The 20,953-nt window shown below is 65.9% G+C and carries 13 protein-coding genes and 1 pseudogene; 9 read left to right on the top strand and 5 right to left on the bottom strand.

Going from position 1 to position 20,953, the window contains the following annotated elements:
* Nucleotides 1-38: 38 nt before the first annotated feature.
* Entirely contained in the window at nt 39-2,366 is a 2,328-nt protein-coding gene (locus F4Y45_08605; GenBank protein MXY24567.1) for a SpoIIE family protein phosphatase, read from the top strand.
* Here F4Y45_08605 and F4Y45_08610 read toward each other — a convergent pair.
* The 5 genes from F4Y45_08610 to F4Y45_08630 all read right to left on the bottom strand — a co-directional run bounded on the left by F4Y45_08610 (nt 2,356) and on the right by F4Y45_08630 (nt 5,529).
* Nucleotides 2,356-2,886: an isopentenyl-diphosphate Delta-isomerase gene (locus tag F4Y45_08610; protein ID MXY24568.1), complete on the bottom strand. Its 531-nt coding sequence runs from the start codon at nt 2,884-2,886 to the stop codon at nt 2,356-2,358. The genes F4Y45_08605 and F4Y45_08610 overlap by 11 nt on opposite strands.
* Nucleotides 2,871-3,524 (bottom strand): hypothetical protein, encoded by a 654-nt coding sequence (locus F4Y45_08615; protein ID MXY24569.1) that lies wholly within the window; start codon nt 3,522-3,524, stop codon nt 2,871-2,873. Before F4Y45_08615 ends, F4Y45_08610 begins: the two co-directional genes overlap by 16 nt.
* Before the next feature lie 23 nt (nt 3,525-3,547).
* Nucleotides 3,548-4,558, bottom strand: a complete 1,011-nt coding sequence (locus tag F4Y45_08620) for a hypothetical protein (GenBank protein ID MXY24570.1) — start codon at nt 4,556-4,558, stop codon at nt 3,548-3,550.
* A 150-nt stretch (nt 4,559-4,708) separates the two neighbouring features.
* Entirely contained in the window at nt 4,709-5,023 is a 315-nt protein-coding gene (locus F4Y45_08625) for a hypothetical protein (GenBank protein MXY24571.1), read from the bottom strand.
* A 125-nt stretch (nt 5,024-5,148) separates the two neighbouring features.
* The gene (locus tag F4Y45_08630) at nt 5,149-5,529 is read right to left on the bottom strand and encodes an NHLP leader peptide family natural product precursor (protein MXY24572.1); all 381 of its coding nucleotides are present in this window, start codon (nt 5,527-5,529) and stop codon (nt 5,149-5,151) included.
* A 594-nt stretch (nt 5,530-6,123) separates the two neighbouring features.
* On the opposite strand from F4Y45_08630, the gene F4Y45_08635 reads away from it, so the two are divergent.
* The 8 genes and pseudogenes from F4Y45_08635 to F4Y45_08670 all read left to right on the top strand — a co-directional run bounded on the left by F4Y45_08635 (nt 6,124) and on the right by F4Y45_08670 (nt 20,943).
* Nucleotides 6,124-7,539 carry a TolC family protein gene (locus F4Y45_08635; protein ID MXY24573.1) on the top strand — a complete coding sequence of 472 codons (1,416 nt, stop codon included), beginning with the start codon at nt 6,124-6,126 and terminating at the stop codon, nt 7,537-7,539.
* Nucleotides 7,536-8,798, top strand: coding sequence for an NHLP bacteriocin system secretion protein (locus F4Y45_08640; GenBank protein ID MXY24574.1), 1,263 nt, complete (start codon nt 7,536-7,538; stop codon nt 8,796-8,798). Before F4Y45_08635 ends, F4Y45_08640 begins: the two co-directional genes overlap by 4 nt.
* A 65-nt stretch (nt 8,799-8,863) precedes the next feature.
* Nucleotides 8,864-11,092, top strand: coding sequence for an NHLP family bacteriocin export ABC transporter peptidase/permease/ATPase subunit (locus F4Y45_08645; GenBank protein ID MXY24575.1), 2,229 nt, complete (start codon nt 8,864-8,866; stop codon nt 11,090-11,092).
* Between the two features lie 25 nt (nt 11,093-11,117).
* Complete coding sequence (locus F4Y45_08650) at nt 11,118-14,081, top strand: NHLP bacteriocin export ABC transporter permease/ATPase subunit (GenBank protein ID MXY24576.1); 2,964 nt, start codon at nt 11,118-11,120, stop codon at nt 14,079-14,081.
* Nucleotides 14,041-15,342, top strand: a complete 1,302-nt coding sequence (locus F4Y45_08655; protein ID MXY24577.1) for an ABC transporter substrate-binding protein — start codon at nt 14,041-14,043, stop codon at nt 15,340-15,342. Before F4Y45_08650 ends, F4Y45_08655 begins: the two co-directional genes overlap by 41 nt.
* A 1-nt stretch (nt 15,343) precedes the next feature.
* Nucleotides 15,344-16,462: pseudogene (locus tag F4Y45_08660) on the top strand (hypothetical protein).
* Between the two features lie 148 nt (nt 16,463-16,610).
* A complete protein-coding gene (locus tag F4Y45_08665; GenBank protein ID MXY24578.1) occupies nt 16,611-17,606 on the top strand; it encodes a hypothetical protein in 996 nt (331 codons plus the stop codon).
* A gap of 103 nt (nt 17,607-17,709) precedes the next feature.
* Nucleotides 17,710-20,943, top strand: a complete 3,234-nt coding sequence (locus F4Y45_08670; protein MXY24579.1) for a DUF1553 domain-containing protein — start codon at nt 17,710-17,712, stop codon at nt 20,941-20,943.
* Nucleotides 20,944-20,953 lie beyond the last annotated feature (10 nt).

The raw sequence follows: 20,953 nt of genomic DNA on the forward strand, positions 1-20,953 counted from the left end.
CTGGATTCGAGGTCCCCAACCCTGCCAGGGGGTACAGGATGATGTCACCGGCGCGCGCGCGCATCGGGGGGCTCGCGCTGTTCGCGATCAACCTGGCTTACGCTGCCGGCCTGTTCGCCGCCATGTTCGGACCGAACGGGACCGGAACCCTCAATCTGGGGCCGGTGCTGGGAGCACCCCTCCTGCTGGTGCCATTCGGGCTGCTCATGCTGCGGCCGGTCGACCGGAACGCGTGGCTGCTGGCCCTGATGTGCAGCGGGTTCTTCGTCTTCGTCGGCGGGATCACGACGGGGCTGACTCCCGGCGCCACCGTGGCGATGGCCATGTACCGCAGCTTGGTGATGACGATGTCGCCGGCGCTGTTCGCCTGGCTGTTCCTAGTGTTCCCCGCCCGGACCCCTCTCGACGACCACGCCCCGGGTTTCAAATGGGGGCTCCTCGTCGTTGGAGCGGCCCTCGTGCTGACTTCCGATATATGGCCAGTGCTGCTCGGCGCGGCCCGGCCGGCTGACGCCGACGGCATGCTGCAGGTGCCCCTCATACAGGGGAACCTGCGTCGCGCAATCGATTTCCTGTACATCATGGGAGCCTTCGGCGCCGGTCTCTACGGCCTGATCTGGAACGCGTCGCGATCCCCTCGGTCGGACGTGCGCCGCAAGACCACGGTGCTGGCAACCGGCACGGCCCTCACCGTGGTCCCCTGGGTACTAGTCGTGATGGCGGAATTGCTGGGCATCCCAGCTCCACAATGGCTGGGAATCGTGGCTGTGCTGAACACACCGTTCCTCCCGGCCGCCGTCGCGTACGCCGTCGTCCGCCATCGGGTCATGGCAATACCGGTATTGCTGCGTCGAAGCGCGCGGTACCTGCTGGTGCAACGGGGACTGGCGATCGCGAGCGTGCTGGCGAGCATCCTGGTGGCCATCCTGCTCGTGGGGGTGGTGCAACGGCTGCTGCCGGAGGAGTCGGAATTCGGCGTACCGGGCGCGGTGGTGCTGGCGGTCCTGACGGGTGTCACGCTGGCGCGCACCGGCACGCAGGTCGAACGCCAGGTTTCCGGCCGGATCGACCGGCTGTTCTTCCGCGAGAGCTACAACGCGCGCAACGTGCTGGAAGCACTCGCCGAACACGCGAACTCCGCCGCGGGACGCGACGAGCTCGCGGAGATGCTGGAGGCCGAGATCGACGAGGCGCTTCACCCGGCAACCATCGCCATCTACTTGGAGGACCAGCACGACCGGCTGACGATGATGGCGTCCAAACCCGACGGTTCACGGGCGCCCCGGTCGCTGGATCCGCGGATGGAGACTTGGGCTCCTTTGGCTGGACGGCGGAAGTCGGTGCTTCTGCCCATCGGCCCCGGGATGTTGGTCGCGCAATCGGCCGGCGGGGATGGAGGAGTGGCCGGGCGGCTCTCCAGCCTGCTCCATCCCGTCGAAGCCGAATGCCTGGCGCCGCTCGCGGCGCGGCGCGACCACCGCCTGGTGGGATTGATCGCGCTCGGACCGCGGCTGTCGGAGGAGCCGTACTCGCGGGAGGATCTCCAACTGCTCGACTCGATCGCGGACCATGCGGCGCTGACGGTCGAGAACATCGGCCTGAGCGAAGAGATGGCCGAGCGCCTCGAGGCGCAACGGGCCGCAGAACGGGAGATCGAGGTTGCACAGGACGTACAGCGCCAGCTCCTTCCCGCCAGAGCGCCCGAATTGCCCGGCTTCGTCTGTGCCGGACATTGCACGCAGGCAAAGTCGGTCGGCGGCGACTACTACGACTTCATCCCGACGGGATCGGACGGCCTTACGCTGGTGCTGGCCGACGTGGCCGGCAAGGGGATCGCCGCCGCGCTGCTGATGGCCAACCTTCACGCCATTCTCCGTGGGCACCATGACCTGACGCGAAACGACCCGATCGGTCTGCTGGAACGGGTAAACCGGCAGTTCTACGCCTCGACCCCCGGCAATCGGTACGCCACGCTGTTCCTAGCCAACTTCGACCGCCCGAGCGGCCGCCTGCTATACGTCAACTGCGGCCATGTCCCGCCCCGTGTAACGCGGGCGGACGGCGGGATCGACAAGCTAGAGACGACCGGGTTGACGATGGGCATGTTCGACACGTGGATCGGCGAGTCCGCCACGACGACCCTGCACCCGGGTGAAACGCTGGTGGTCTGTTCCGACGGTGTGCCGGAGGCGATGAACGACGCCGACGAGCTCTTCGGCGACGAACGCTTCGACGACCTGCTGTGCACGCACGCCCACTTGCCGGTGCCCGAGCTGATTACCGCCATCAAGTCCGACGTGCAGGCCTTTGCCGGCGACCGGCGAAGCGACGACCTGACGCTGCTCGTCGCCCGGGTTACGGCGTAATCCTGCGCTCGACGAGGGCGTCGAGGGCGATCCGGAACCAGACCGTGAACGTCTCGGGTTGCTCCGCGACGGTGCGGCGCACGTCCTCCAGGGACATCCACTTCCAGCCGCCCACTTCATCCGTGTTCGGGACCGGCTCGCCCGCGTAGCGTCCGATGACGACATGGTCGTACTCGTGTTCCGTCAGGCCGTGATCCAGGTCCGTGCGATAGATGAAGCCGAAGGCCGTCTCGAGCGGACAGTCGAAACCCATCTCCTCGCGCAGCCGGCGGTGCGCCGCGTCCAGCACCGATTCGCCCGGCCGCGGATGGCTGCAACAGGTGTTCGACCAGAGCCCCCCCGAGTGGTACTTGCCCGACGCCCGCTGCTGCAACAACATTCGACCGGCGTCGTCGAAGACGAAGACGGAGAACGCCCGGTGGAGAAGTCCCTTCCGGTGCGCGGTCATCTTCTCCGCGACACCGGTTTCGCGATCCTGCGCGTCGACCGTCACGACCTCTTCGATCACGGACTGAACCATGGCGCCAAGACGCCAGCGTACAGCATGGCGCCAGTAACAAGGCCAGCCATCATCGCCGGAATCGCGATGGCCCTTTGTCCTGACGGGAAGAAACGCAAGAGCCACGTTCCGCTCACGGCCAGTATCGCGACGCCGAAACCGATCGGCCACTCTACAGGCACTCCCGTCAGGTAGCTGAATTGCAGCTCATCGAACACTCTGTTGTCCGGGATGGGCCTGCCCAGCAGCTCGTCGGCGATATGCCGAACGCCGGCCACGACACGGACCTGCGAGAGGTAGGCAATCGCGACAAAAACGGGAAGCGGCTTCCACCAGGCACATGCCCAGCAGCACAAGGCCACGACGAGATACGTCACAACCGGACCCGCCAGATGCGCCAGCGCCACCGCCCTGATGGGCGCGATGGCTGCCGCCGCTGCCAGATCGCCCGTGGCAATCGCCGTCCGGAACGGGATATTGGTCCACCCGACCGCCATCGGGTAGAAGCGCAGGTCCGGAACGTCAAGCAGCCAGTACACGACGTAGTGGCCTGCCTCGTGGGGCAATACCGCAAGCGGCGCGGCCGGAAGGCTCGCCAGGAACCACGGCAGTCCGATCCGCCAGAAAGGCCCGTTGGTTGCGAGGGTTGCCCGTTCCATCTGTTGCTATCGATCGAGGAACGTCAGTTCCCGAGCGCGGCACGATTCGCGACACGTCCGGGCGCGCTATGACACAGGTACGACAGCAACAGGTAGGCCTTCACATCGAAGGTGGCGTCGCCGTCGAGAACGAACTTCAAGTGGTTGACGCGCCGGTCAATCAGGCTCCACCAGAGTTCGTGCGGCAGAACGGCCACCGATCGCCCGGGCCATTCCAGGAGCGCGTCGCGCTTGTCGCTCGTGCAGGCGCCAAACCGATTGAGCAGCGAGAGCAACTGCCGGTCGTCATTCGAGATCCGCCCGGCGCGCTGACACGGGCGCGAGAACAGCCTTTCCAGGCCGACTCGCGGCAAGACGCCCTGGACCGGGTTGACATCGAGATGGAGCATCGGCACGCACGGCGTGCCGTCCAAACTGTACCGGAACGCGGAAAGCCGGACCGCCGCGTCGAGATGCCGGTGACGCGTCGACGTGAGGCCGGTGACATATGACATCACCGCGTCAGTTGGCACGTTGGCAAGGCAGACGCGAATGGTCGGCGTCGGGCGGTGCATCATCAAACCGATGTAGGCCACAGCGGCAGACCGGGGAAGCGGCTCGATACAGGTGTGGAGCGCGTCCCGCACGAGCCTGGCCACGGCGGCGGTCGTGGTGGCCTCGACCGCCCTCAGCACCTGATCGAACCAAGCCGACGGTCGGCCACGGCGCAACGGCGATAGCTTGACCAGACTGATGAACATCCCGGGTTCCGGAACGCGAGATGTGGCGCGACGCGTTCCGGCGCCCGTGACGCCCGCGCCGACAGCGACGTCGTACTCCAGCCAAACATGATCCAACGTCGCGCGGAGCGACGCACTGGTGATCCAGCGACGGCAGAAGGCCTGGAGACTCGCCCACCAGCCCGGCGCGCACCCTGCGTCTGCGAACTCGTGTCGAGCCAGAATCGCGGCGCCGCGCGGATAGATCGCCAGGACCAGATCGACTTGCGGCGCCGCATCACGCAAGCGGCACTCGAAGTAAATCATCTTCGACAATGCGGCAGGCAGATGATCAACTGCCGCTCCCAATCTGCTCAGGACGTCGTTCGAAACGAGCGGAAGTGGCAGTCGCGAACTCGCGGCCTGTAGGGTCGTGGTCAGCGAGTGCATTAGCGTGGACCCGCGAGCGATCCCCAACGCATTGCGCTACTCGCCACTCCAGTTGTAACTACCGGTCGGATCGTAGATGGTGGCCGGGCCATCAACACCGATGCCTCCAGCAACCGCCTCGAGTTCCTCCGCCGACAGTTCGTCCTCGGAGACAGGGTCGGGCAGTACAAACAGCACATCGCAATCGCTGCCCTTCTCGATGAATCTCAACCGAAGGTTCTCCGGGAATGGGTAGTCAGTCATCGTCTGGAGAGTCCTTCGTGGATCCGTGAGCAATCCCCTGCGCAAGTCTTCGTCCGCTACAGCCCGCGCCAGCACCTTGTCGATCTGAGCCGCCAATTTGGTATTCACCGTGATTTGCCTCCTGGAATCCCCTTGTTCGTGCATACCTAAACGCCCCGCGCGGCAGCAGGACCTCGCCCGGTGGCCCCGGCCATGCCGCCGGAGCCACCGGCGTTCGCTGCGCGCCTCGCTCCCTACTCGCCGCTGAAGATCCAGCCGTTGCACAGGTTGATGTGGAGGTCGCCGACGCCACCCGCAACCGCCTCGAGTTCCTGATCGGTCAGTTCGTCACCGGAGATCGGATCGGGCAGCACGAACATCGCGTCGCAGTCGCTGTCCTTTTCGATGAACTTCACCCGCAGGTTCTCCGGCACCGGCTCGCCGGCCATCTTCTCGAGCGTGGTGCGCGGGTCGCTCAGCAGCCCCGCCCGGAACTCGCTGTCGAGGGCAGACTTCGACAGCACCTCCTGCACGCGATCGTTAACGTTCTCAGCCATGTCATACCTCCTTGGGATGATGAGGGGAGCACCGCACCATGCGTTCGCTCCGATGGCCGCAATGAACGCAAGCTGCATGCCAAGTGACGACGAACGTGTCGCGGCGCCCCGTTCCGGAACCCGTAGGTTGCGTCAGCAACTTCCGAAGAACGACAGATCCGCCCACAGGTAACGACCGACGTGATCCCATGGTGCGCGGCGGGGCGCCAGAAGCCCCTCTCGATTCGGAAGAAGCACGTCTACGGCGACTGCAACCGGAGATACCGGCGTCGCCGCCCAGCCTCGACCGTGTGCGTGCTGCGGGAGCGGTTCTCCTCGAAAAACACGGAGTGCGGTCGGCGCCGAACGCCGGCACCAATGAGTAACGCCGGTTGACATCGCTGCCGACACAGGGTGGCGGCAAGCTCGCTGGCTGGGTAGGCACCGGCAGTTCGCAACTCAATTGCGAGCCCGTAATCGCCAAGGCCAGGGTCACCGACCGGCGGTTCCGGCACGGACTTTGCATCCCCGCCGGACGTGCATCGAACCGCAAGCCCGCGGCCCGGAGATTGCAAATGGTTTCTGCCAGTTGGTCGTGGCGACCTGCTTGCGATCCTGAGCGCGGTTCCCCTGGCATGCACGCCCGTCGCGTTCGGGCAGACCGCACCCGTCGGAATCAGCATCGGCACCGTGATGACAACTGTCCTGGCGGAGAGCCCCGACATCGAGCGGAGCACCCTCGCGATCGAAGCAGACGCTGCCGACCGGATCACCGCCGCCAGCCCGTTCGATTTCCGAATGCGCACGACGGTAGGCGGCGGGCGCGACAACATCGAGGTGAGCGGGGCGCTCGCGCCGACCGGCAACCTGACCACGCTCCTCTCGGGGACAAAGCTCTTCCGGTCCGGCGTCGCCATCTCTGCGGACGCTTCACTCGGAAGGTCCCGCGGTCTAGGCTCCCTGTCGCTCAATCAGGCGGACTCGTCGGTCTCCATCCGTGTCCCGTTGGCCGGCGGGCGCAAGGGGGGCGCAGCGGCAGGTATCGAACGCTCGGCGGAGCAATCGTATCGAGCAGCTCTGTTGGATCGCAGTCACGTGTCGGCCCTCGCGGTATTGCAGGCAGTTGCAGGGTACTGGCAGTACGCCGCCGCGCAGGAGCGACTCGAAATCCACCGGGCTTCGGCCGAGCGTGCGGAAGTCCTGGTTGAAGTCACGCGGGCACTGATTCGCGCGGACGAAAGACCAGCCTCAGATCTCGATCTGGTGACAAGCAACCTGGCCAACAAACGGACCGCCGTATCGGCCTCCGAGCAGGGCGTGATCGACGCCCGCTACGCCCTGGGCCTCGCAATGGGCCTGCAAGCCGACCAGCTTCAGGGGCTCGGCCTCCCGCTGACGGCCTTTCCGGCTCCCGGAAGAGTCTCGGAGCGCGGACCCGGCGTGCTACCCGCTGTGTTGGTCCGCATGGCGATTGGCGCACGGCGCGACCTGGCAGCGGCCAGGGCGCGGCGCAACGGCGCGCGGCTCGCGTGGCAAGGAGCATTGCACGACCTCCGCCCCCGCTGGGACGTCGTAGCGACAGTCGGCCATACGAGCGTTTACCTGAGCCCGAATCAGGAGAAATCCGCCACACCGTTGGGCACGTCGGGCCTCAACACCTTTGTGCAGATGCGATACGAGCCAATCGCGACCAACAGCGCCGCCCGCGGGCTTGCCCTGCGAACGGAAACCTCGTACCGAACGGCGGCGGTTGCCGCAAACGACCTCACGCGTCGAATTGGAGCCAACGTACTGGCGGCGACTGCGGCGCTCAACAACACCGCAAGCGAGGTGGTAATCGCCCAGGATGCGGTCCGTCTCTCCGGACGCTCCGTTGAAACCGAAGAAGCGAAGCTCCGCCTCGGACTCGCCACGCTGTTCGACGCGATCCTGTCCACCGACGCCCTGACAAGTGCACAACTCCGCCTGACGGATGCGCGGTACCGGTACGCCATTGCCCTCGCTCGCCTGCGGTTCGAGACCGGCACGCTCCTGCAGCACAACGCGGGCGGCGTCTCCGCAGAAACCCATCGTGTCCTGACACTCGAACTGGAGGGCGAATCCCAATGAGCCGGGATCGAGTGTTTCGAAAGGTGGCGCTGGACCGCCTCGCCTCTCCCGAGCAGCTCGACAAGCTGCTGCAGGTGACGCGACCGCGCAGTTGGATTGCCCTGGCCGCGCTGGGGTGCCTGGTTGGATCCGCTGTTGTTTGGGGGTTTGAGGGCAGCATCCCTTCCAGGGTGAGCGGCCAGGGCATCTTGCTCAAGAGCGGCGGCGTCTTGGAAATCGCGACGGGCGCGGGCGGCAGGATCACTGATATCGCAGTGAATGTCGGCGATGTGGTTCGGGAGGGGCAGGTCGTGGCCCGAATTGCCCAACCCGACACCCTGAACCGCATCCGGCAGGTGCGGCTCGCGCTCGACAACCTCCAGGTCGCACATCGGCTGACGAGGACGCACCGAGAGGAAGAAACCAACCTGCAACTCGCCCAACTGGCACAACGTCGTGACGGACTCGAACAGTCAATCGACGCCGCGGCAGCCATCCTCATCTGGCTGGACAGCAAGATGGCCGCACAGGAGCAGCTCGTTGAACAGGGTCGATTGACGCGACAGGCACTGATTGACACTCGCCGTCAGCGTGACGGAACCGCGGAGGAAATGCGAGCTCGGCAAGACCAGTTGGCGGAGCTTCGAATCCAGGAAGTGGCAGCGCGAGCCCGTAACGCCCGTACTCTTCAAACCAGTGAATACGAAGTCGCTCGCGCGCGGACGGAACTGACCCAACTTGAGCGCGAGTTGAAGGAGATGTCCGAAGTGCTCTCCACTTTCTCCGGCCGAGTCATCGAAGTGATGACGGAGCAAGGCGATCTCGTCGCACCAGGACAGCCCTTGCTCCGGCTGGACCGCACCGGCCGCACTGTCACTGGCCTCGAAGCCGTCGTCTACGTGCCGTCGGCACATGGCAAGCGAATCCGATCCGGCATGACGGTGCGGATTGCGCCCGCGTCCGTTGCGCCGGAGGAGTATGGCTATCTGCTCGGCACCGTCACCTTCGTTTCGGACTTCCCGACGACATCACGCGCCGTTCAGCGAACGCTGCGGAATCCGGAACTGGTAGCCGCCCTCACCCGGGGCGACGCGCCGTACGAAATCCGGGTGGACCTGCGTCTTGATCCGACGACGGCAAGCGGCTACCTCTGGTCGTCATCGGACGGGCCGCCGATCGACATCCTTACCGGCACGCTCTGCAGTGTGCTCATCACGGTGGAGCGACGGCGGCCGATCGACCTCGTAATCCCCATGATTCGCGATCAGTTCGGGCTGTGACCGTGCCTTCCATTCCCGACCGGCTGCTGGCAGTCGTCAGTTCGTTCCGTGCAGGCCTGGAGGGACTGTCGCTACCTGGGCTTTCGGTCAGGTTTCCCGGGCAACGCCGGATCCACGTCCCGACCGTGTTGCAGATGGAAGCGGTTGAATGCGGCGCAGCCGCACTGGCCATGGTGCTCGGCTGGTTTGGCCGTTACGTCCCCCTTGAGGATCTGCGCGTTGCCTGCGGCGTGTCGCGCGACGGAAGCAAGGCTGCCAACATGCTAAAGGGAGCCAGGCAATACGGCCTCACGGCACGGGGTCTTCGCCGCGAACCGAACGACCTGCGACGGTTGCCGGTCCCGTTGATCGTCCACTGGAATTTCAACCATTTCGTGGTCCTCGAGGGCTTTGGGCGGGACCGCGTATTCGTCAACGATCCGGCGTCGGGGCCCCGCGCCGTGTCAGTGGAGGAGTTCGATCAAGCGTTCACCGGCGTCGTGTTGACGTTCGAGCGTGGCGCGGACTTCAGGCGAGGCGGGGCAAGGCGCCGCCTCGTTACGGCACTCCGGCCGCGGCTTGCCGGATCGTACCCGGCACTCGGCTACGTCGTCGGAACGGGGCTGCTGTTGGTCGTTCCTGGCCTGGTCGTGCCGACCTTCTCCAGGCTCTTCGTCGACGACGTTCTGGTCCGAGGCGCGGCTGAGTTGGCACGCCCGCTCTTCCTGGCGATGGGAGTCGCCCTGGCGGCAACCGCGACGCTGACGTGGTTGCAGCAACGCTACCTGCTGCGGTTGGAGACGAAGTTCGCCGTGACGACGTCAAGCCAGTTTCTCTGGCATGTGATGCATCTTCCGATGCAGTTCTTCTCACAACGATACCCGGGCGACATCGGTTCTCGTGTAGTCATAAACGACCGGATCGCCTATCTGCTGTCGGGGGAACTGGCGGCCGCCTTCATCAGCGCGTCCATGGCGGTTTTCTATGCGGCATTGATGTGGCAATACGACCGAGGGCTCAGCTTCGTAGCAATAGCGACAGCAGTGCTGAATGTCATCGCGTTGAAGTACTTCTCCGCCAAGCGGGTCCACCTCAATCAGCAGTTACTTCACGAGCAGGCGCGCATGCTCGGCACTGCCATGGGCGGACTGCAGAGCATCGAAACACTAAAGGCGATGGGCGCCGAATCCGACCTGTTCACCAAGTGGTCCGGCTATCAGGCCAAAGCTGTCGGTGCGGAGCAGCGGCTCAAGCTCCAGACAGAACTCCTGTCGACCGTACCTCGCCTGCTGATGCCGATCAGTACGGCATGCATCCTGGGGATTGGCGGCCTGCGAGTCATGGACGGAGGGATCAGCATGGGGATGTTGATCGCCTTTCAGGCCCTGATGCTGGGCTTCATCACCCCAATCAACCGCATGGTGGATCTCGGCAGCACGTTGCAGGAAGTCAAGGGCGACGTAGCGCGCCTCGATGACGTCCTGTCCGCTACCGCCGAGCTTCACCCGATGGATGACGGTTTCATGGTGATACCGGAGACCGGTACCGGCATGCAACAACCGTTGCAGCCCGCGACCGTCGGTTTCCAGGTCAAGCTGTCTGGATACCTGGAACTGCGGGACGTCAGCTTCGGCTACAACCCGCTCGAACCACCTCTGGTTGAACGGTTCAGCCTGAGGCTGCAACCCGGCCAGCGGGTAGCGCTCGTTGGCGGATCCGGTTGCGGAAAAACGACTATCGCCAGACTTGTCTGTGGCCTCTACCAACCCTGGAACGGCGATGTTCTCTTCGACGGCCGACCACGGCAGACGATCCCGAGACGATTGATGACCACTTCGTTCTCCGTCGTCGACCAGGACGTATTTCTCTTTGAGGGGTCCATCCGCGACAACCTGACACTCTGGGACTCAACCGTCGCGGAGGCAGACATGGTGCGTGCGGCGGCTGATGCTTGCATGCATGAAGAGATCTCCGCTCGCCCGGATCACTACAACGGCCCGGTCGAGGAGGCCGGGCGCAACTTCAGTGGAGGCCAGAGACAACGTCTCGAAATAGCCCGCGCGTTGGTAACCAACCCGACCGTGCTCGTGTTGGACGAGGCGACCAGCGCACTTGACCCGACCACCGAGGCCCGGATCGATGACAACCTCCGCCGTCGCGGCTGCACTTGCCTGATTGTTGCTCACCGCCTCAGCACCATCCGCGACTGCGACGAGATCATCGTGCTCGATCGGGGAGCGATTACCCAGCGCGGTACGCATGACGAACTGATGGAAACGGACGGTCCCTACAGCCGGCTCATCGCAGCCGCCTGACGGCGAGCCCGACCGGACGCACACGATGGAGATGAACGAGACGAGACATCGGGGAGTGACGCTGTTCTCCAAGTGCGATCCTGCCTACGAGACGGGGGCCAACCACCCGTTCCTGCTGGACGACGGCTCGGTGTGGTTCGTGCAGCAGGGAAGCCTGGACGTCTTCTGCCTCCGCCACAGCGCCGACGGCAAACTGTCCGGCCGAACGCTCGTGACTCGGATTGAAGAGGGAAGCTGCCTGGTTGGGGCGACCGCGGTCAGGGAAAGCGGCGGATCTCCGGGTGCGCTTCAGGCGGTGTCCCGCCCTGGAACGACGCTGCGCCACCTGGCCCCGGCAACCGCCCGCAAGCGGTTCGGGGAACCACAGGCGCGTGATGACGCGGCCCACCTTCTTGACCGCTGGATCGACGCGGTTTGTACTGGGCTGACCACCGACCCTCGGCCGCGGGACTGCCGTCCAGTCAGGCAAACGTCAAGTGTCCATCTCGCAAGAGGGGCAGCCGTCTCTTCGTTCAGTGGCGTTTCCTGGATTGCTCACCGCAAGGGCCGGTCGCGGTTGCTCGGGCAGGCCGCGCTTCCCATGGATGCGGCGCTGATTCCGTGCACGAAGCACATCTGGTTCGAGACCTACTGCCCGGCGGACGTGGCGGTACTCAGCACTCGGACCGTCCTGGCAACGGACGACATCTGGGCCGCGCTTGCCAACTTCCAGTCAGTCGTCATCCAGTGCGCTCTCTTGCGGATGGAACAGGCCGCAAAAACCGAGGCTGCCCGGCAGCAACGTCGCGACCTCAACCGGGTCGAATTGCTGACCGGTGCATTTGCCGACCTGCTTGCCGCGTACAACGCCTCGACCACCGGGTTGGCCGGCGACGTGAACAGGCCTGCGCGTACAGACGCAAGGAACAACGGCGACGGCGACGCGTCGTTCGCCAGGGCATGCGGCTTGATCGGAGACGGACTCGGCCTGCAGATCGCGACGGCGCCGAGCCGCGAGAGGGCGCCGGCAACCGACCCGGTGACGGCAGCGGCGAGGGCTTCCGGTATGCGTGTCCGGCAAGTTCTGCTGGAAGAGGGCTGGTGGCGAACCGATAGCGGCCCCCTACTCGCGCGGACTGAGGGCGAGCCGGCCCGATGGGTCGCCCTCCTGCAGGAAGCACCCGGACGCTACCTGCTTCACGGCCCCTCTGCTGCGGACGTTCCGCAGCGCGTAACGGGCGCCGTGGCGAAGACGCTGGCGCCTGTCGCCCACAGCTTCTATCGGCCATTCCCGGCGAGCGGGCTTTCGTTCCGCGGGATTCTGCGGTTCGCCGCCCGCGGATGCGGCCGGGACCTGACGAGGATAGTCCTGCTTGGCCTGGCCGGCGGTCTGCTCGGCCTGCTGACACCGGTCGCCACGGGCGCGTTGTTCAACACGATCATCCCGAGCGCGGAGCGCGATCAACTGTGGCAAGTGACCTCGATTCTCCTCGCCGGCGCCATCGCCACCGGGATGTTCGAATTGGGTCGGCGGCTGTCACTCGTTAGGCTCGACGGCCGGCTGGGCGCGACCGTACAGGCTGCGGTCTGGGATCGACTACTCAGTTTGCCGCTGGGGTTCTTTCGACCCTACTCGGCCGGCGACCTTGCGGTGCGCGCCATGGGCATCGATACGATGCGGCAGACACTGTCGGGCGCTGGTGTGACCGCGGCGCTGGGCGGAATGTTCTCGCTCTCGAACATCGGGCTCCTCTTCTACTACGGAGGAAACCTCGCGTGGTGGGCCGTCTTTCTACTCGTAGCCGCCATCGGCGCAACGCTGACGATTGGCTGCGGGCAGCTTCGGCTGCAACGCCGTATCGTCCCCCTCAGCACGAGGACTTCCGGCCTGGTCCTCCAGCTGCTGAACGGCATCTCCAAGCTCCGCGTCGCGGCTGCCGAAGGGCATGCGTTTGCCCAGTGGGCCAACCTGTTCAGTCAGCAGCGTCGCCTTCAAATACGGTCGCGCACGGTGAGCAACTCGCTCATCGTCTTCAATGCCATCTTTCCCTCTCTGGGCATGCTGGTGATCATGGCCGCGGCAACGGCAGGCGGGACTGCCGTCGCGGCGATACGGACAGGCGACTACCTTGCCTTCTCCGCAGCCTTCGGCGCCTGCCTCGCGGCATCGGTTTCGCTGAGCACCGCGGCGATCGAAGCGCTGGGCCTGGTGCCCGTCTACGAGGCGGTCAGGCCGATTCTGGCTGCAGCACCAGAAACGACCGACGCCGAGCGCGATCCCGGGGTGCTGAGCGGCCGGATCGAAGCGCAACACCTGACGTTCAGCTACCGGCCGGACGTGCCGGCCACGCTGATCGATGTGTCACTTTCGGTGCGGCCGGGTGAGTTCGTTGCGATCGTGGGACCGTCCGGATCCGGGAAGTCGACCCTGCTTCGCCTGCTGCTTGGCTTCGAACCACCAGACACGGGCTCGGTCTACTTCGATGGCCAAGACCTGGCCGGACTCGACGTGCGCGCTGTCCGCTCGCAGGTCGGCGTAGTCCTGCAATCGGGACGTATCATGGCAGGCGATCTCTTCACGAATATTGTCGGCTCGAGCATCCACACCCTGGATGACGCGTGGGCCGCAGCCCGCATGGCGGGACTTGATGACGACATTCGCGCCATGCCCATGGGAATGCACACCGTGGTCAGCGAGGGCGCCAATACCCTGTCCGGCGGGCAGCGCCAGCGGCTGCTGATCGCCCGGGCGATCGTCAACCGGCCGCGCATGCTCTTCTTTGACGAAGCGACCAGCGCCCTCGATAACCGTACGCAGGCGATCGTCAGCACCAGCCTCGCACAATTGAGCGCAACGCGCATCGTTATCGCCCACCGCCTCAGCACGATCGAACACGCGGATCGGATTCTCGTCATGGAACGGGGTGGCATCGTCCAATCCGGGCGATACGCCACGCTAATCAACCGGGATGGGCCTTTTGCCGAGCTGGCAAGCAGGCAGATGGCCTGATTTGGCAGGAACGGCGGCATCCATACGCGGTCACGCGCGCCGGAGGCAAGGAATGGGACGCTGGAATCTTGAACCCCTGCGTAACGCAATGGTCTCGATCGTACTGGCGGGGTTGCTCGGTACCGCTATGACCGGGTGTCAGGAGCATGAGTTCGCCAGAGGAGAGGAACAGACGCTCGCAGGGGGCCCGATCACCATTGCTGTGATCTGGCCGTGGGAATCGCGGGGAATGCTGCTCTACGGAGAAGGGCTGCAACTAGCGCTCGATGAAGTCAACGGCGCCGGCGGCCCCCTGGGCCGGCCGCTGGTCGTGCTGCGGGAAGACGATCACGAATCGGTGGATCGCGGACGAGTCGTAGCGCAGCGTCTCGCGCAGAACCATGACGTTGTCGCAGTGGTCGGTCACCTGCAGTCGTATGTGTCTCTTCCGGCGGCGGCCATCTATGACCTCTCCGGCCTGGTGCATGTTGCGCCGACCGCGACCGACCCGCGGCTGACGCAGCAGGGTTACCGCCGGCTGTTTCGCATCACCTTCACGGATCGGGAGACGGGTGCGCAGATGGCTGACGTCGCCGCGTCCCGTGGCTACCGTCGTCTGGCCATCTACTACATTCGAAACGCCTACGGGCGGAGCCTGGCGAACGCGTTCGAGGAGCAGGCGATTGAACGACGACTCGTAGTGGCGGATCGTCAGTCGTACGACCCGGACACGACGACCGGAAACCGCACCCTGTCAGACATCCTGACTGCCTGGCAAGACCTGGCGCTCGACGCGGTATTCGTTGCCGGAGAGCCGCGACAGGCCGCCACGATGATCGAGGCTGCGCGCGCCAGGGGGATCGGGGCCGTGATGCTCGGGGGCGACGCACTCGGCACGGTCGACTTCATCGATCGGGGCGGTGCGGCCGTAGAGGGAACCATCATTGCCACGGCATTCCACCCGCACGATCAACGCGAGGAAGTGCAGCGGTTCGCGGCGGGATTTCGGCAGCAGTACGGCCTGGAGCCGGATGCATCCGCAGCTCTCGGATACGACGCGGTTCATCTGATTGCCCACGGCATCGAGACGGCGAGATCGGTCGAGCCGGACCGAGTGGCGGACGCACTGCGCGCGACACGAGACTGGCGCGGCGTCACCGGTCGAGTGACATTCACCGACGCGGGAGAGCTGCTGGATCGCTCGCTCGGCACGGTCGTCGTGCGCAACGGCGGTTTCGACTGGCTGGGCGGTGCACGCGCCAATCCTCCGGAGAACGACTGAAGTGCCGGCGAGTATCGACGAGAGGGCTTCGGTGCTGAAGGACGCCGGCGCTTCGCCGGACGAGACGGAAGAACTGTTGTACTACAACGCCAATCGGTTCGATACGGCAGCACTCAAGACAACCGCTCATCTCCCGCTTGACGACGAACCGTTCGTGAAAACGTGGGAAGGATACGCCCGGGCCGCTGAGACATCCGGCGCATGGACCACGTTGCGCCAAGCGCTCCCTCAGCTCCGCTTTCCGGTCGAGGGAGGCATCAGCCGCAGACCCGCCTATCGAGCGTCGGTGCTCCGACTCGAACCCGTGCCGGAAGATACGCGGCCGCTGCGCCTGCATCGGCCAGAGGACCTTCGGATCACGCTCCACCAGACGCCGGCAGGCCGACTGCCGGTCCTTACCATTCCGCACAAGCCGGACTTCGTCCTACTGACGCAGGCGTTCACCGGATGGAACGAGCCGATCCCGGTCCCCGCGGCGCTGGGCGCGACAATGGTGTCCGGATACCCCAACGCGGATCGGATGCGACGTCTGAAGGCAAGCTGGCTGGTGTCGCATCCCGATGCAACCGAACTCGACTGGAGGATCGCGTTTCAGTCGTTCCGGTCGCAAAAAGGGAAGTACCTGGATCGGTTCATGCTGGCTTCGACCGCCCCCTACAGTGGCGTTCCGGGGGCGCGGCTCGGGCTCGATGCCAACACCTGGAAACGTCTTTCGCTCGCCATCCGTATCGAACACGAGGCGGTTCACTACTTCACGTGCCGCGTCTTCGGCTCGATGCAGAATCGTCTGCTCGACGAACTGATCGCCGACTACGCCGGTCTCGTTTATGGTACCGGCCGCTACCGCGCCGACTGGGCCCTGCGGTTCCTGGGCCTTGAGGCATTCCCTACGTACCGACGGGGCGCGCGACTGGAGTACTACCGAGGCGATCCGCCGCTCGGTGCTGGCGCGTTTCGTGTCCTGCAGTGCCTCGTCAAGCGCGCGGCACACAACCTGGAGGCGTACAACCGGGAACGTCGCACCAGTCTCCGCCCGGCGGGTCGTCTTCGGACAGTTGTGGCCCTAACCAGGCTCACGGTGGAAGACCTCGCCGCAACCAATGCCTCTCGACGGCTGGAGGCGGCTCTACACGAAGTGGAACCGCTATTCGCGCCAGCGGGCTCCGTCGAGCGGAACCAGGGTGACGAACCACCACTCTCCAGCGCAGGCGCCTTGCATCCCGGAGGGCCCCAACATGCCGTTTGAACCGAGGCTGGGTAGAGGCCTTATGGCCTTGTTGGACGCTGCCCGCCGCGCCGGCTACGCCTTTGAAGTGATCTGTGGCTACCCCGGGAATATCGTCCGCGTGGTGGACCACGACGCCTCGGGCTTCATCTTTCAGACCTGGCCTGGATTCCTGACGTTGCAGCGACGCGACGACTACGCCCGCTTGACTGACAAACCTGCGCAAAAACTGTTGCTGGCTGAGGTTGGATTGCCTGCGCCCCGGCTGCTTGCCTGTCTTGCCGCGGACGACGACGTGGGGGAGGTGCTTGAATCCGCACCGGTGTCCTTTCCCTGCGTGGTCAAACCATGCATCGGCACGTACAGCCGTTGGGTCTTCACTCACATACAGACGCGTCGGCTCCTCCGCATGGCTGTGGAACGGATCGCGGCCTCCGGCCACAGAGTGCTGGTTGAGCAACAGATCGAAGGGGCGCACTACCGGGTACTCTGCGTCGGAGGTGTTCTTGCCGGCTGCGTCGAGCGCCGGCCACCCCGGGTGACCGGTGACGGCGAGCGAACGGTGGCCGAGCTCGTCACCGAACGGAACCATGAACCAGGCCGCGATGGAAGCTGTGAAGACGGCCTGCTTCATCCGATCGTGATCGACAGAGCGGCCGAAGCATATCTCCGGCAGCAGGGTTACACACCAGAAAGTGTGCCACCGCCCGGAACAGCCGTGGCCCTCAACCGTCTCGTTACAGGGCTTGCGGGCGCCGACTTCATAGACGCCTCCGATCGGATTCACCCCGAAACTGTCCGCCTCTGCGAGACATTTGCCCGCCGACACCGCCTCTTCATCGCCGGATTCGATCTGATCACACCAGCGATCGATCGGTCGATCCGCGACGTCGGCGCGATCAACGAGGTAAACGTCCGCGAAGTCGACGCCACCTGCATCGAGCAGTGCAATGTCGGCAAGCGCCGTCCCGTTTCCAGCTACGTCTGGGAGCGACTGCCGTTCGACAGGATTGCAGCAACATCCTGCCCCATTTGGTAGTGGGCCCGCGAGGCCGGCGGGCGAGCCGAGGTCCGCTTGGCGGGATTCCCGCGTCCGGCGCGGATGGTAGAATCGCGCGACGGGCCGAATACCGGGGGGAACCATGTTCACGCGGGCTTCACGCGCGGTGATTCTGGGTGCGGCGGGAGCAGCCATCAGCCTCCAGGCGGGGCAGTCCGAGCCGGCGGCAGGGGCGGCACCGGTCGACTTCCAGCGCGAGGTGCGGCCGATCCTGGCCGACAACTGTTTCTCCTGCCACGGCCCGGACGAGAGCACGCGGCAGGTACGGCTGCGGCTGGACACGGAAGAAGGTGTGTTCCAGGAACGGCCGGCGGGGCAGCCGGTGGTCGTCGGCGACGCTGACGCCAGCCTGGTGATCCAGCGCGTCTCGCACTCGGACGAGCGGCTCCGGATGCCGCCCGCGGAGACGAACAAGTCGCTCACGGACGATCAGGTCGACACGCTGCGGCGCTGGATCGATGAGGGCGCCAACTGGGATCGGCACTGGGCCTTCGAGACCATCACGCGGCCCGATCCACCGGCGGTGGCGGACGCGGACTGGGCGCGGACGCCGCTCGACCGGTTCATCCTCGCCCGACTGGAAGCGGAGGGGCTCGCGCCGGCGCCGGAGGCGGACCGGCGGACCCTCGCGCGGCGGGCAGCCTACGACCTGACCGGCCTGCCGCCGACGCCGGAAGCGCTGCAGGCGTTTCTGGACGATGCCGCGCCGGATGCTTACGAGCGGTACGTCGACGGCCTGCTCGCAACGGAGCAGTGGGGCGAGCACCGGGCGCGCTACTGGCTCGACGCGGCGCGCTACGGCGATACCCACGGCATCCACATCGACAACTACCGCGAGATGTATCCCTACCGCGACTGGGTCATCCGCGCCTTCAACGAGAACAAGCCGTTCGACGAGTTCACCATCGAGCAGGTGGCGGGCGACCTGCTGGACGAGCCGACCCTCGATCAGTTGGTCGCCACCGGTTTCCAGCGGAACAACATCACCACCAACGAAGGCGGCGTCGTCCCGGAGGAGTACGAGGCGATCTACGCCAAGGACCGCGCGGAGACGATCGCCGGCATCTACCTGGCGCTCACCGTCGGCTGCGCCACCTGCCACGACCACAAGTTCGACCCGATCCGGCAGAGCGAGTTCTACGCGATGACCGCGTTCTTCCGGAACACGACGCAGTACGTGATGGACGGCAACGTCTCCGACCCGCCGCCCATTCTCGTGGTGCCGGAAGAGGCGGATCGCGAGCTGTGGCACGACCTGCGCACGGAAGCGGCCGAACTCGAGACGCGCATCAGCACGCGCGCCGCCGCGGTGGACGACGCGTTCGCGGAGTGGCTCGCCACCGGCGAGTACCGGACGCTGCGCGCGCCGCTCGAGGAGGCGTCGACCTGGATGGCGCTCGATCTGACGGACAGCGCGGCCCCGGCATTCGTGGTGGACGGCGAAGCCCATCCGGTCGAGTTCCACGGCGATACGCGGATTGCGCCCGGACCCCACGATCTGCCGGCGCTCCACTTCGGCGACGAGTCGTGGGCGGCTCTCCCGCCGTCGGCGATCGATAGCGACACGCCCTTCTCGATGGCCCTCTGGATCTACCAGCCGGAAGAGGAAGGGAACTACGTGGTGGCCGGCCAGTACGACCCGGACGACGGCAGCCGGGGCTGGTCTATGACCATCGGATCGCGGCAGCTCTCGTTCAGGCTGACCGGCGACAAGGACCCCGAAGACCCGGAGCGCCGCCCGGCCCCGCGCGTCTCCCCGACGAACCTGAAGCGGATGCCGCCGGGCGAGTGGACACACATCGTCCTCACGCATGACGGCACGGGCGAGCGGGCCGGCATGAACGTCTTCCGTGACGGCGACGTGCTGGAGGCGTCCGGCAGCGAGTACTTCACCCGGGCCATCGGCAGCATCCAGGTCGACACGCCGCTGGAGCTGGGCCGCGGCCGCACCACCGTCCGCACCGAAGACGCCATGCGCTACTTCGCGGGCGGGGGCGTCGCCGACCTGCGCATCTTCAACCGCGCCCTCACGGTGCAGGAAGCGGCCGTCGTCTCCCGCTGGGCGACGCTGGAGCGGGCGAGCGCGAAGGCGGCCGACGCCCTCGACGCCGGCGAGCTGGCGGCGCTGCGCCTCTACTACCTGAGCGTGCGCGACGAACCGTACCGGGGGATGCTCGCCCGCTCGCACGAGATCAACCGCGAGTGGCGCGAGATGCGCCGGCGGGGCGGCGTCACCCACGTGATGCAGGAATTGCCCGACACCGAGCCGGAAGCGCACATCCTGTACCGCGGCATGTACGACCAGCCGCGCGAACGGGTGGCGGCCGGCGTGCCCGCGGTGCTGCCGCCGATGTCGGAATCGCTCCCGCGCAATCGCCTCGGCCTTGCCCACTGGCTGGTCGACGAAGCGAACCCGCTGACGAGCCGGGTCACCGTGAACCGTTTCTGGCAGCAGGTGTTCGGCACGGGCCTGGTCACCAGCAGCGAGGACTTCGGCGCGCAGGGCGATACACCCACCCACCCGGAGCTCCTCGATTGGCTCGCTTCCGAGTTCCGGGAGTCCGGTTGGGACACGAAGGGCTTCTTCCGGATGCTGGTCACGTCGTCCGCCTACCGGCAATCGGCGCTGGCGACCCCCGACAAGCTGGAGCGCGATTCGGCGAACCGGCTGCTGTCGCGCGGCCCGCGCTACCGCATGGACGCCGAGATGTTGCGCGACACCGCGCTCGGGGCGAGCGGCCTGCTCGTGCCGACGATTGGGGGGCCGAGCGTGCGGCCCTACCAGCCGGAAGGAGTCTGGTCGACGGTCGCGATGCCGCAAAGCAACACCCGGCTCTACAAGGTGGACGACGGGGAGGCGTTGTACCGGCGCAGCGTCTACACGTTCTGGAAGCGTTCGGCGCCGCCCGCGTCGATGGAGATCTTCAACGCGCCGACCCGCGAGCACTTCACCGTGCGCCGCGAACGGACCAACACGCCACTCCAGGCGCTCGTGACGATGAACGATCCGCAGTTCGTCGAGGCGGCGCGGCATCTCGCCCAGCGTGCGCTGCGCGAAGGAGACAGCTTCGATGAACGACTTGATTTCGTTACCGTCCGCCTGCTGTCACGCCCGTTCGGCGACGCCGAGCGGGCCGTGAGCGAGAGGACGTTCGACCGGCTGCTCGACACCTATGAGGCGAATCCCGCCGAGGCCGACCGGCTGCTGTCGGTCGGCGAGTCCGAGGCGGACCCGGATCTCGGCGCGGCGGAGTCGGCAGCCTGGACGATGCTCGTGAACCAGGTGATGAACCTGGACGAGACACTGAACAAGTAGCGCTTCGGCA

The organism is Acidobacteriota bacterium (genome assembly GCA_009838525.1).
Classification (GTDB): Bacteria; Acidobacteriota; Vicinamibacteria; order Vicinamibacterales; family UBA8438; genus VXRJ01.